The organism is Colwellia sp. Arc7-D (assembly GCF_003061515.1).
Classification (GTDB): Bacteria; Pseudomonadota; Gammaproteobacteria; order Enterobacterales; family Alteromonadaceae; genus Cognaticolwellia.
In genome coordinates, this window is sequence record NZ_CP028924.1 from 3764971 (window position 1) to 3778585 (window position 13615).

The window sequence follows — 13615 nt, forward strand, 5'->3', positions numbered from 1 at the left end:
TAATAAATCATGGTAATTTAATTATAATTTCCGAGCTTGCGTCTGGTCTGGTCATATTCAGTTGCTTCTCTGCGCTACTTTCAATCGCACTATGTTCTGCTAAACTATTTTGCTCTAGAACCAAGTTACGCCATTCATTTTCTAAAGCGTCACGCTCAGTTAATAATATTTCAATTTTACTGGTAGTAAGCCTATTTAAATGGGTGAAATAAATCACCGAAAACGCAGAAATCAATACCAATAATAAAATGCCATAAATCCAAAAATGTCGGCGGATGTCATGCCAAATATCAAGCGTTAACACAACTTTTTGGTTTGCCATACTAAAGCGCCAAAGTTAGCGTACTAGTCTCTGAGCAACTCTAAGTACTGAGCTACGAGAACGCACATTTTCTTCCACTTCATCTTTCGTTGGTTTTAACTTGCGGCCAATTAAGCTCAAGTTTTTACCTTTGTTTAATTCTGCTTCACTGATTGGCATACCACGAGGTACTTTTTTGCCTTGTGAATGCTTTTTCATAAACTGCTTCACTAAGCGATCTTCAAGCGAATGAAAGCTAATCACAACCAAACGGCCATCTGTTGCTAATACTGATAAAGACGCAGCCAACACTTGCTCAATTTGCTCTAATTCGCTGTTGATATACATACGAATGGCTTGAAAGCTTCTTGTTGCAGGATGCTTTTTAATTTCTCTTTGTGGCGCAGTTTTCTTAATGAGTTGCGCTAATTGCCCGGTGCGTGTCAACGCGGTAACTTCGCGCTCGTCGACAATCGCATTGGCAATGCGCCATGCATGTTTTTCTTCACCAAAAGTTCGAAGTACCCACGTAATGTCTTCAACATCGGCAACGGCTAGCCATTCAGCAGCTGTTTGACCACGTGATGTATCCATGCGCATATCAAGCGGGCCGTCTTTCATAAAACTAAAGCCACGTTCTGCTTCATCAAGTTGCGGAGATGACACACCTAGATCCAATAAAACACCATCTATTTTTTCAACTAGCTGATGTTTTTCTACAATCATTTCTAAATCAGCAAAACCATGATGTTCAATAATAAAGCGTTCATCGTTAGCATACTTTTCTGCAGCGGCTATCGCTGATGGATCACGATCTATCGCAATCAAACGACCTTTAGGTCCTAAGTTTTCAAGAATTAAACCTGAATGCCCGCCACGACCAAAGGTACAGTCGATATAAATACCATCTGGTTTAATCGCAAGTCCTGTAATCGACTCGGCAAGTAGTACTGAAATATGTGCATTATCATGTTGCATTATGAGTTTATCGATACCCTATAATTTTCATTATTTTCGCGGTTTGATTTATCATAACGACAAATCAAGAAGTCGGTCAGTGAGTTCTATTTCACCTGACTGAATTTTAGCAATACCTTGCTGCATTTGATCTTGCCATGCATTTTCGCTCCAGATTTCAAACTTTCTTAACTGTCCAACGAGCATCAAGCCTTTTTCTAAGCCGGCATGTTGTCGCAGTGGGCCATTAATTAATAAACGGCCGCTTTTATCAATTTCACAATCTGAGGCATTGCCTAATAGCACTTGTTGTAATAATCGCTCTTGTGGGTTCATACTCGACAAGCCACAAAGCTTTAATTCTATTTCTTCCCATTCGGGAAGCGGGTATAACAATAAACACGGATGTTGAATATCAACAGTACAAACCATTTTTCCTTGGCAATCGGCAAACAGCTCCTCGCGGTACCTTGTAGGTATCGTGATTCTATTTTTGCTGTCGAGCGTTATAGCGCTAGTGCCTCTGTACATAATCCACTTAATTAGTTTGGGATCACCTTTGATCCACTAATTCCCACTTTTTACCACAATGATACAGTTTAGTGAGTAAAGTCAACTTATGTCAAGCAAAGTTTTGTAATTTGAACGCGCTGAGTGCCTAGAAAATAAAGGCTTTTAGGGAAGTGAATGAATTTGTGGGCTTTTGTGGATCGGTTGCCCAATTTGGCCCGAAAAATTAATAATTTTTGGCTAAAAATGCTGTTTTACTGTCACAGATCAGCGACAGTGGTAATAAACTCACCCTATAAGTGGCTATTTTCAACCGCATATAAATGGAAGTTATCGGCTTTTAATCGCACCGATAATGCATCACCTAATCTGTGAAGCTCTTGGCTATAATAACTTAACTGAGTAAAGGATAATGCAACATTTTGTTCCGTGCTACGCAATAAATAGTGAAAACCTTGTTCTGTCACACTGACGTGTTCAATAACGACATTAGGTTTTTGCTGCTGACATAACTCGACATGATTAGGCTTTACTAACAACTGATAACTCAGTGCTTTATTAGCCGTATTATTTGTTGTTTGTTGTAAAACATTTTCAGGTTCAATGTCTCCAATAAGTGTAGATACTGATGCAGAGTGCTCATTTTCAAGTAAAGTAACTGGTAGCCAGCTACCCAGTTGTAAAAAGTCAGCAACTTGCCAACTATTGGGATGCTGACAAACACTTGCAGGCGATCCCATTTGCAATACTTGTCCCTGATGCATAACGGCAATTTTATCTGCAAATGTAAACACTTCGTCTTTATTGTGAGTAACGAAAATAGCGGTCATACCTAAGCGTTTTAATAGCTGCCTTATTTCAATCATTAACTCATTACGCAATCTCGCGTCAATATTTGAAAACGGTTCATCAAGTAACAGTAAACTGGGCTGTGGCGCTAACGCTCTTGCAATTGCAACACGTTGTTGTTGGCCACCAGATAGTTGATGCGGGTATCGTTGCCCAAATGCTGATAACTCAAGCAAGGTTAATAATTCCTCGCAACGCGATTTTTGCTCTAGCTTGGTGAGGTTTTTAAGCCCAAAGCAAATATTTTCATTAACATTTAAGTGGGGAAATAATGCGTAATCTTGAAATATCATACCAATATTACGCTGTTCTGCTGGCAGCATATTATCGATAGTCACTTGTATTGACGGTTTATGGCTAGAGTTAATTTCAATGGTGCCAGTACTTTGTGCAATAAAACCCGCCAACGTGTTAAGCAATGTAGTTTTGCCGCAACCACTAGGACCAACAAGCCCTAAAATCTCACCTTTTTCCAGTGATAAATTAACCTTAGAGAGGATGCTTTTAGATTGTAATTCGACCGCTAAATTTTCAATATTAATAAGTGGCTTCACTCGCTGTCCTTCTGGCGGTTAAGAAAAATAATAGGTAATAAACCAAACAAAACAATCAAGATAGCACCTAACGCCCCTTGTTCTAGGCGTTCGTCGGAAATTAGCTGATATATCTGCGTACTTAAGGTTTCAAAATTAAACGGGCGTAATAATAACACAGCAGGTAACTCTTTCATTGCTTCAACAAACACTAACAGCCAAGCAACCAAAATTGATGATTTTAATAACGGTAGATGTACCCGAAAAATAGCCGGTAAAGTTTTTACGCCTAAACTGCCAGGCGCGAGATCAAGCGATTTAGGTATTTGACTAATGCCTGCGTTTATCGTGCCATTAGCTATAGCAGAAAAACGTACCACAAATGCAAAAATAATAGCAAAGACTGTACCTGATAGTATTAATCCCGGCGCTTGAAAGTTTAACGCTTTGGCGATGTCGTTAATGAGATGATCTAAAGGACCAAAAGTAGCTAACATAGCCATGGCAAGTACCGTACCGGGAATAGCATAACCAAAGCCAGAAATTTGCACGGGTATCATGCGACCGCGACTTTGATGTAATCGTTGAAATAAAGCCAGCGTCAGTGCAATTAAAGTGGCTATAGTCGCACTATAAACCGCAATTTCAATACTATTTTTACCGGTAGCAATTAACGCAATCAACTGATGATAATCAGCATAATCTATTGCCATAATAATGAGTAACGTTAACGGCAATAAAAACCCAGCAATCACCAAGAACCAACAAAAAATACTGGCCAGTATTTGTTGTCCAAAAGTCAGCTGCTTTAGCTGATGCTCTGTATTTGGTCGACTTGATTGATGACGTTGCCCTGCTCTAGCTCTTTGTTCGGCAACCACAATAAATAAAATAAATAACATCAGTACACTAGCTAAGGCGTTCGCCGCGCCAAAATCACCATAACCTAACCAGGTATCATAAATAGCCGTCGTTAAAGTATTTACAGCAAAGTATTGTACGGTAGCAAAATCGGCGAGTGTTTCCATGATCACTAACATTAGTGACACAGCAATAGCGGGTCGTGCTAATGGTAACGCTATTTGATAAAAGCTTTGTCGTTCGGTGCAACCTAATAAGCGACTTGCTCTGAACAGGTTTCTGTCTTGCTGCTCAAAAGCGGTACGTGTCAGCATGTAGACATAAGGAAACATCACCAATGAAATGACAATTGCCGCGCCACCTATGGTTCTAATGTCAAAAAAGTAATAATCATTGGGTGATTGCCAATTAAACCATGCACGCAATACACGTTGCACAGGCCCAGCATAATCAAATAAATCAGTATATAGATAAGCAACTAAGTAAGCTGGCATCGCCAGCGGTAGCATTAATAGCCACCTTAACTGCTTAGCCATGACGATATTAGTTTGACTAATAAGCGCTGCAGCGGGCACACCAAAACAAAATGAAAGCAATGCGACCAACACGCCAAGTATAATGGTATTTTGGATATATTCTGGTAATACCGTAGCCCATAAATGCGAAAAAAGGTCGCCTGAATCACTCATGCTACCTATTAGCATGACTACAATAGGTGACATTAGCGCTAAAGCAAAAAACCAGCTGAAAAATTTCCAGCTGGTACTTTTATTACCGATTATCACTCAGTGAACTCGAGATGTTGAGAATTAGAGATCAAATTGTGCTTTATCAAGTAAAATCAATGCCGATTTTCTATGTTTAGCGATAGTTTCGAGCGATAAGTTATCGGCTTTGAATTGTCCCCAAGAAGCGACTAATTTAGAAGGTTGTACACCAGGGCGAACAGGGTATTCCATGTTCGTTTGAGCATACATTTTTTGCGCTGGCTCTGAGACAAGAAAATTCATTAAAGTTAGGGCATTAGCTTTATTTGGTGCATATTTTGCCATGGCCATACCAGAAATATTAACATGAGCACCGCGATTACTTTGATTAGGGAAGTTAATATTAACAGCGTCTGCCCACACTTTTTGTTTTTCATCGTTAAGCATATTACCAAAGTAGTAACTATTACCTAATGATATGTCGCATAAGTTTTGATGAATAGCTTGTACTTGCGCTCGATCACTACCTTGTGGTTTACGAGCTAAGTTAGCTTTAACTTTTTCTAACCAAATCAAAGTATCGGCTTCGCCATGTTCTGCAATCATTGAAGCGATTAGTGCTACATTATATGGATGCTTACCGCTGCGAGTACAAATTTTACCTCGGTATTTTTCATCAGCTAGGTCTTCATAATTAAAATCAATTTTACCTAATCTTTTTGCCGAATAAATATTACGCACGCGTGTTGTTAATGCGTACCAGGTATTATCCGACGCTTTAAATTGTGCTGGAATTGCGGCCGTGAGTTCTGCCGATTGAACAGCTTGAAGTAAATGCTTGTCTTTTAATTCAATTAAGCGGCTAATATCAGTTGTTAATAAAATGTCGGCGGGACTATATTCGCCTTCACGTGCTAGTCTTTCAGCCATGCCTTTCTTGGCAAAAACTACATTAACCTTGATACCCGTTTCTTTCGTAAACTCTTTAAATAATGGTTCAACTAAAAACGGTTGTCGATATGAGTAAACATTAACATCGTCATTGGCGAAAACGCTATTACTTGTCGCTAAAATAGCGACTAAAACAAAAGAAGAAAACCAAATTTTATTCAACATGAAACCTGCCTAAACAATTAGAAAATTGATGAATTTATAGTTGCCGCAAGACTAATGAAGATACTTATCGCTGTCAAGGTTTTTGCGAATTATTCTCATTCAACTTTTATAGAACTTATACTAAATTTATATAAATATGATTAATAAGCTCACCAAAATAAACAATAACGTCATCAAGAGAAATTATTAACCCATTTTAGTTTTTAAAAAAGCCTGAGCTTGCTCATCAAGGCAACGGTTAGAAATATAATGCCTGCTATTACTATGTTTTATTAACCAACCATTTTCTGTTGCTGTTATTTGGTTAATATCACTAAATTTCATATTGTTATCATTATAGAATGACGATATGTGTATACAATCATCATCAATTTTAAGGGTAACTTCAGCTTTGGCGACTTTACTTAACATCTGACGTACAACCCACCACGGCTTTTTATAGTGGCTACTAACAATTTCTAATACACCAAGCGTGAAAATAAACCAGGCTGCATAAGGGTTAAGCTCTGAAAAGATAACTAATACGGCACCAATTAACATCAGAACAGCACCTTTACTATACAAAGTGATGGGCGTTTGTGCTGGCACAGACTCCTCATAGCATTCACTAAAATGAGATTTGTCTAATATAAAGCTTGTTTGATAACTAAAGGGCTGGGTCATATTACAGTTATAATTAATGAAGTTGTGTGCATTTTACCTATTACTTAATCTAAATACTATTTTGTCACTTAAAAGTCTCTACTCTACATTTTAGATCAGGAAATTTAAGTGGCTTTAAGCAAAATTTAGGCAATAAAAAACCGCGTAAACGCGGTTTTTAAGCATGACGTTAAAAGATTAGCCGTTGATAAAATCAACACCTTCTTTAATGTCTGCGTTTAATGTAGCAAGCATGTCATTTTTAGCTTTTTCTTCAAAAGCACTTAGCTCGCCGTAAGGTAAAATTTCAGTAATACCATTTACACCTAAACGTACTGGGTGAGCAAAAAATGGCGCATCGCCACCTTCAACTTCAACATAAGCGTAATCAACAACATCTTCGCCTTGTAAACCTTTCACTAAAGATAAACAAAAACGAGCAGCAGCAGCGCCCATTGAAAGTGTAGCAGAACCGCCACCAGCTTTAGCGTTTACAACTTCAGTACCCGCATTTTGAATGCGTGGTGTTAACGCTGCAACTTCTTCATCAGAAAAAGTAACACCTTCAACTTGTGAAAGAAGTGGTAAAATTGTTGTGCCTGAATGGCCACCAATTACCGGAACTTTAACTTCGCTTACGTTCAAGCCTTTTAATTCAGCAATGAAAGCTTCAGAGCGAATAACATCAAGTGTAGTCACACCAAAAACACGGTTTTTGTCGTAAGTACCTGCTTTTTTGAAAACTTCAGCAACAATTGGCACTGTACCGTTTACAGGGTTAGTAATAATACCAACCAAGGCTTTAGGGCAATTTGCCACTATACCTTCAGCTAAGGTTTTAATAATACCAGCATTAACAGCAAATAAATCTGCACGGTCCATACCTGGTTTGCGAGGCATGCCAGCAGGAATAATTACAATATCTGCACCAGTAAGAGCACCGGCTAAGTTGTCAGCACCAAAACCAGCAACTTTTACTGCTGTTGGGATGTGTGATAAATCAACGGCAACACCTGGAACTACTGGTGCAACGTCATATAAAGATAGCTCAGAACCTGCAGGTAATTGAGTTTTTAATAGTAAAGATAACGCTTGGCCGATTCCGCCAGCAGCGCCTAGCACAGCAACTTTCATTCGATGTCTCCGAAAATTTGAGTAATTACGTAAAAAAATTTGTTGGCCAAAAGATATATTATAACCAACAAAAAAACAATGTTTATACCAATTCTATCAAATATATTTCCCGCCTAGCGCGTCAATACTTAATTGAGTTAGTGTTATTCATCTGTATTGACCTATAAGGATAACGTATAATAAAAATTGTGAAATAATACTTAGGTATAATTTAGATATTATCAACCAACAATAGTCGACCATAATTTTATCACTTAATGGACCTATATGAGCGGACAAAACAAACAAGAAGCTTTAGTGCAAGCTTTCAAAGATTTATTAAATCAGGAACAATTTAGTTCACAAGGCGATATTGCTGATGCTTTAAAGGCTCAAGGCTTTGAAAATATTAGCCAATCTAAAGTATCACGGATGTTAAGCAAGTTTGGTGCGGTACGTACGCGTAATGCCCGACAAGAAATGGTTTACTGCTTGCCTGCAGAGCTAGGAATGCCAACAGCTAAAAGCCCACTTAAACAACTTGTTCTTGATATTGAACATAACGATGTGATGATAATCATTAGAACAAGCCCCGGAGCAGCACAACTAATCGCTCGCTTACTGGACAGCTTAAGTAAAAGTGATGGTGTTTTAGGTACGATTGCAGGTGATGACACCATTTTCATTGCCCCAACTGATGTCAAAGCAATTAAGCAAACCATTTCGAGACTTGAAGATTTATTCTTAAAAAATCTAACTTAACTGATTTAGCTAAATTTATATCACTAATTTAGCTTAATAAATCAAACTAAATTAGTGATTCTGATCAAGTACTGAATAAGGGTTATGTATCTTTATACTGCAGCCTTTGAAAGCTAACCTACCTTTAAAATTAGCAAAAGATACTAAAATATAAATTCAGCAACACTAAGCTTACATGCAGCAAATCAGCCTGGTTATTTTAAGCTCGCTTTCTCAATTTTATCAGCGCTACTCACCCAACTTTGCCAAAATATTTAAGCTAGGTACAAAAAATGCAGCGCCAGTTTCGGCTTGAGTATATTTAAGCATGTGGTCACTGTGACCATGTGCATCACCGCCAATCATACTTTTTAGCATTAATTCGAATGGCTCAGGTGAATGACAATAAGAAACAAAAAACAACCCTTGCAGCTTCATATCGCCATAAGGCATGCTTTGTCTTAATATTTCAAGACTTTTGCCTTCACTATCTTTTAAATTCACGCGTTTTATATGAGATGTGGGCGCTTTGTTTTCTTCTGAATACTCTTCATTATTAACTTTAGTACGTGAAAAAACGTCTTCTTGCTCTTTCACTTCTAATGAATTCCATAAGTTCAGGTTATGACGGTATCGCTGAATATGTAAATAGCTGCCTGAAGCGAATTCAGCATCTTGTTCATCGTTAATCAAGGCCACACGTCGACGATGATGACCTTGTGGGTTTTCAGTGCCATCAACAAAACCCGTTAAATCACGGCCATCTAAAAATCGAAAAGCTCTTACTTGCTCAACCAACTCAACACTGTCAGCTAATAACTGACAGACCTTAGTCGCAACAATGTGATTTACGTCTGCACGATCACCACGAATTTCAATATACAAATCGTAATTATTTGAGGGCGCTGTGCAATCTTCAATCGCCATTTCTGGAAATTGACGCAAATGCTTGGGTCGCCCTTGCGGATAAAGTTCATCCCAAAAGTTGGTACCAATAGCAATAACACCAGCTAAATTAGCTTCAGAAAAACGATCAGCATATTTATCAAATAAAGCTGGCAACCGTGATAGTGCTTTACGCAAAAACAAATAGTTATCATCTAAGGCATTAAATAATAAATAATAACCATGAAGACTAGGCTCTGCACACACGCCAAACTGCTCTCTTGCCATCTAATATCCACTAATAAAAAAATCGATTAATACCTAATTTTACACAGTTTATGACTAATGGCAGTAAACTTTGAAAAATATTTCAACGTTAGACTATTTTATAGCGTTAAGTTGAAGTAGTAATCGGTAAAAAAAATAAGCCTGTGTAAATGAATACACAGGCTTAATGGTTTTAAAGCGATTAGTTTGAGCGTGACTTAGCCACGCGTAAACTCAGGATAAGCTTCCATACCACAATCCGATTTATCACAACCTTCATATTCATCATCTTCACTTACTCTAATGCCGATTAATTTTTTCAAAATAAACCAAACAACAAAGCTTGTAGCGAATACCCAAACAAAAATAGTTGCCGCACCAATTAATTGGCCGCTAAAGCTTGAACCACTATTTGTCACAGGCACTAGTAATAAACCTAGTAAACCAACAACACCATGTACTGAAATAGCACCGACAGGATCATCAATTTTTATTTTATCTAAGCTGATAATTGATAACACGACAACAATACCTGCAATTGCGCCAAACAGTGTAGCTTGTATAGGTGTTGGTGTAGATGGCTCTGCGGTAATAACAACTAGGCCTGCTAATGCACCATTGAGTGCCATGGTTAAATCAGCTTTTTTGAATAACAATTTAGCAAATACTAATGCTGCTATAGCACCAGCTGCAGCTGCGGCATTGGTATTTAAGAAAACCAAAGCCACTGAGTGTGAACTAGCAATATCACCTAGCTTTAACACTGAACCGCCGTTAAAACCAAACCAACCCATCCATAAAATAAAGGTACCTAAAGTTGCCATAGGTAAGTTTGAACCTGGTATAGCGTTTATTTGACCATTTTTACCGTATTTACCTTTACGAGCACCTAACAGTAAAACACCAGCTAAGGCTGCTGCTGCACCGGCCATATGTACAATACCTGAACCAGCAAAATCTGAGAATCCAAGCTCTGAAAGTGTGTATAAACCAAACACGGCGTTACCACCCCAAGTCCAGCTACCTTCCATTGGATAAATTACACCCGTTAACACAACCGCAAAAGCTAAAAATGCCCATAACTTCATACGCTCAGCAACGGCACCTGACACAATAGACATCGCTGTTGCTACAAAAACTACTTGGAAAAAGAAGTCTGATGCAGCTGAATATATTGCCGCGCCAGTGAAACCATCTTCTCTTGTAGAGAAATCAGCCAACACTTTTGCAGGATCAACCGTTTCTATACCTGATAAAAACATGCCGCCACCGTACATAATGTCGTAACCGACAAATAAATACATCATGCAAGAAATAGCATAAAGTGCGACGTTTTTAGTCAAAATTTCTGTGGTGTTTTTAGCTCTAACTAAACCGGCTTCTAACATTGAAAAGCCAGCAGCCATCCACATGACTAAGGCACCACAAATTAGAAAATAAAAAGTGTCCATTGCGTACTGTAGTTGAAAAATATTTTGTTCCATGATTTTCTCCTATATCGCTTCTATGTCTTGTTCACCAGTACGAATTCGTACAGCTTGCTCAAGGTCATAAACAAATATTTTGCCATCACCAATTTTACCGGTATGCGCCGCTTCAGCTATCGCATCAACTAACCGTTGTACAAACTCATCATTTACAGCGATTTCAAGTTTAACTTTCGGTAAAAAGTCTACCTGGTATTCAGCACCACGATATAATTCGGTATGACCTTTTTGACGACCAAAGCCTTTAACTTCACTAACAGTTAAACCTTCAATGCCTATCTCAGAAATGGCCTCTCTGACATTATCAAGCTTGAATGGCTTTATAATTGCGCTTACTAGTTTCATGTTATATTTCCCTTAATTATTATTAACTATTCCTTATCAAGCTTTATGCCAAAAAAAATAACAATTAAAAACAAAAGGTTAGTGATTTTCATGCCAAGATAAACGCACCACAATAGTGCGAATCAAATTGATTTGAGAGCAACTGGTGCAACATTTATTACCATGATGGAGGGGCGTAAAGTATTTTATAGAGAAACGTAATTTAACGAAGAAAGACTTGCGTATTGATATAAATTTAATCAATAGGATACTTAAATTTAAAAAGAAAAATGAATTAACAGTGATTATTCTTGTACTGTAAACAAACTAATGTCGGTAAGTTTAGCCAAAATAACTAGGTTGCAGACTAACCTATATCAATCAGCTTAACGTTACGAATGTCTAAAAGTGAAATGCAATGACCATCATATTGAATAGGTTTTAAACATGATGACCATCAGTAATTTAGCCACTAAAAAATGGTAGCGGCACTGGGGTTAATAATCGATAAAATACTCAAACGCTCGAAATCACAATAATTAATTGTTCCTTGTAGCATTTCATCGTCAATAAGTAACTGTTGCATAGCATTATCAGGAAATAACAACTCAGCATCGTGCGCACTGCAGTCGAATTGACTCAACATAATTCTTTTTGATAAATAGAGTAATTTAATTTCGTCTGTACTGTAAGTAAAGTCGCTATTATCTTGATTACGAATAGGCTCTATAATACTAAAAGGCAATTGCCATTGTTTTAAAAGCTCTGCAGCGCAATCAGCATAGGTAAAACCAAGTGTCTTTTTTTGTTTATCCCACGGCAATTCAGTAGCGGTAAATTTGTTCGCAACTACGGCTTTCTCAGGGGCTATTTGTTGAACAACAAGTTCACCCAAATTATGTAGAAGACCAATAAGAAATAAGCGCTCTGCATTTGGAATTCTCAGGTTAACACCTAGATACTTTACTATTAGTGCGCAATCTACACTTTTACACCAAAAATCATCTAAATAGTCTTGTTCAACGTCTAACGCTTTAAATGCACGACTAGTGAAAAAGGCGATAACCAAATTATAAACTTCAGTAATACCTAACACCAAAACAGCTTTTGATATGGTGTCAATTTTACCTGGGTAGCTAAAAAGTGAACTATTAGCGAGTTTTAATATGGTTCCTGCTAATGCAGGATCCAATATTATTACGTCAGCAATATCGTCAATCGTAGAATTGTCATCATCGATCAGCTCTTTAATACGGATAAAAGAATCTGAAAGTACAAATATTTCACTGGCTTGTTGTGCATAGTCGTTTTCATTCATCATAATGATCCTAAAATCTCATTCATCGCTACAAATAACTCAATTATAAATACAATCTCAAGTAATAAGTTTAGTTTAGCCTATGTAATATCAAATAAAATAATTAACTTGCCTTCAAGCTTACATGGTAAGAGGTAAACTTCCTGAGATTAATAACACCGGTGTCAAAAATTAAATATTGCCCTTTTATACCAAGTAAAACACCTGAAACCTCAGCTGTTTTATCAAAGTTAAAAGATGAAATTTTGGTTAAATATTGCGTTACAGGAAAATGTAAATCTACAATATCTTCATCTAATGCTATGACAGCATCAGTGCCATACTTAAGGCTAACACTTGCTAATTTTTCTGCTATTTTTGGTTTTAGCTCTTCTGCAATTGCTTTTAGATCTATGTTTTCAGCACTACCTTTGAGCATTGCGCGCCAATTGGTTTTATCCGCGATAAACTCCGCTAAAGCAATTTCTACTAAACCAGACTGTAAGCGAGTACTTACTTTAAAGATAGGCAATGCTTGAGTGGCACCTTGATCAATCCAGCGAGTAGGTATTTGTGTATGACGCGTAATACCGACTTTTAAACCTGAAGTATTTGCCAAATAAACATAATGCGGGATCATACAATTGCTTTCTCCCCATTGCGGATCTCGACAAGTGCCTTGCTCAAAATGACAAGTTTCTGGCTTCATAATACACATATCGCATTGTGCTAATTTTTGCATACAAGGGTAACAATAGCCTTGAGAATAACTCTTTTTAATTTTTCGACCACAGTGCTGACAATCTATATGGCCGGTAAAATTTAGCGTCAGGTGCTTGGAAATAAGTGGATTTAATTCGACTTCTTGTTCGCCTAAAACCATACAATAATTTACCGTACCGTCTGCGTCTAAATCCGCTCGCATTTTGCGCAGAGCACCCGCTTCTATTTGCAACATATCTCAACCTATTATTTTTTTAGGGTGTAATAATATAAAAATCGACTTCTAGCAGCTAGCATTAATT

General features: G+C 37.6%; 14 protein-coding genes. 1 reads left to right on the forward strand and 13 read right to left on the reverse strand.

Annotation, left to right across the window (positions count from 1 at the left end; all coding sequences use genetic code 11):
- Nucleotides 1-7: 7 nt before the first annotated feature.
- The 8 genes from ftsL to mdh form a co-directional block, all read right to left on the reverse strand.
- Nucleotides 8-322, reverse strand: coding sequence for a cell division protein FtsL (ftsL, locus tag DBO93_RS16200; protein ID WP_108457267.1), 315 nt, complete (start codon nucleotides 320-322; stop codon nucleotides 8-10).
- Nucleotides 323-337: 15 nt separating this feature from the next.
- Nucleotides 338-1279, reverse strand: a complete 942-nt coding sequence (gene rsmH, locus DBO93_RS16205) for a 16S rRNA (cytosine(1402)-N(4))-methyltransferase RsmH (protein WP_108457268.1) — start codon at nucleotides 1277-1279, stop codon at nucleotides 338-340.
- 51 nt (nucleotides 1280-1330) lie between these two features.
- On the reverse strand, nucleotides 1331-1789 hold the full coding sequence (mraZ, locus tag DBO93_RS16210) for a division/cell wall cluster transcriptional repressor MraZ (protein WP_108457269.1): 459 nt from the start codon (nucleotides 1787-1789) through the stop codon (nucleotides 1331-1333).
- A 272-nt stretch (nucleotides 1790-2061) separates the two neighbouring features.
- Complete coding sequence (locus tag DBO93_RS16215; protein ID WP_108457270.1) at nucleotides 2062-3171, reverse strand: ABC transporter ATP-binding protein; 1110 nt, start codon at nucleotides 3169-3171, stop codon at nucleotides 2062-2064.
- Nucleotides 3168-4700: an iron ABC transporter permease gene (locus DBO93_RS16220; RefSeq protein WP_239059022.1), complete on the reverse strand. Its 1533-nt coding sequence runs from the start codon at nucleotides 4698-4700 to the stop codon at nucleotides 3168-3170. The genes DBO93_RS16215 and DBO93_RS16220 overlap by 4 nt, the downstream gene beginning before the upstream one ends.
- 120 nt (nucleotides 4701-4820) lie before the next feature.
- A complete protein-coding gene (locus tag DBO93_RS16225; RefSeq protein ID WP_108457271.1) occupies nucleotides 4821-5834 on the reverse strand; it encodes an extracellular solute-binding protein in 1014 nt (337 codons plus the stop codon).
- Between the two features lie 186 nt (nucleotides 5835-6020).
- On the reverse strand, nucleotides 6021-6422 hold the full coding sequence (locus DBO93_RS16230; protein ID WP_162533811.1) for a YcxB family protein: 402 nt from the start codon (nucleotides 6420-6422) through the stop codon (nucleotides 6021-6023).
- 252 nt (nucleotides 6423-6674) lie between these two features.
- Nucleotides 6675-7610, reverse strand: coding sequence for a malate dehydrogenase (gene mdh / locus DBO93_RS16235; protein WP_108457273.1), 936 nt, complete (start codon nucleotides 7608-7610; stop codon nucleotides 6675-6677).
- Between the two features lie 267 nt (nucleotides 7611-7877).
- Between mdh and argR the strand changes: the two genes are divergently transcribed.
- The gene (gene argR / locus DBO93_RS16240) at nucleotides 7878-8351 is read left to right on the forward strand and encodes a transcriptional regulator ArgR (protein WP_108457274.1); all 474 of its coding nucleotides are present in this window, start codon (nucleotides 7878-7880) and stop codon (nucleotides 8349-8351) included.
- A gap of 228 nt (nucleotides 8352-8579) precedes the next feature.
- Here argR and DBO93_RS16245 read toward each other — a convergent pair whose 3' ends face one another.
- The 5 genes from DBO93_RS16245 to DBO93_RS16265 all read right to left on the reverse strand — a co-directional run bounded on the left by DBO93_RS16245 (nucleotide 8580) and on the right by DBO93_RS16265 (nucleotide 13548).
- A complete protein-coding gene (locus DBO93_RS16245) occupies nucleotides 8580-9503 on the reverse strand; it encodes a Dyp-type peroxidase (protein ID WP_108457275.1) in 924 nt (307 codons plus the stop codon).
- A 197-nt stretch (nucleotides 9504-9700) separates the two neighbouring features.
- On the reverse strand, nucleotides 9701-10966 hold the full coding sequence (locus tag DBO93_RS16250) for an ammonium transporter (protein ID WP_108457276.1): 1266 nt from the start codon (nucleotides 10964-10966) through the stop codon (nucleotides 9701-9703).
- Nucleotides 10967-10975: 9 nt separating this feature from the next.
- Complete coding sequence (locus tag DBO93_RS16255; protein WP_108457277.1) at nucleotides 10976-11314, reverse strand: P-II family nitrogen regulator; 339 nt, start codon at nucleotides 11312-11314, stop codon at nucleotides 10976-10978.
- Nucleotides 11315-11765: 451 nt separating this feature from the next.
- Nucleotides 11766-12614 carry an HDOD domain-containing protein gene (locus DBO93_RS16260; RefSeq protein WP_239059023.1) on the reverse strand — a complete coding sequence of 283 codons (849 nt, stop codon included), beginning with the start codon at nucleotides 12612-12614 and terminating at the stop codon, nucleotides 11766-11768.
- Between the two features lie 100 nt (nucleotides 12615-12714).
- On the reverse strand, nucleotides 12715-13548 hold the full coding sequence (locus DBO93_RS16265) for a DUF2797 domain-containing protein (protein ID WP_108457279.1): 834 nt from the start codon (nucleotides 13546-13548) through the stop codon (nucleotides 12715-12717).
- Nucleotides 13549-13615: the final 67 nt, after the last annotated feature.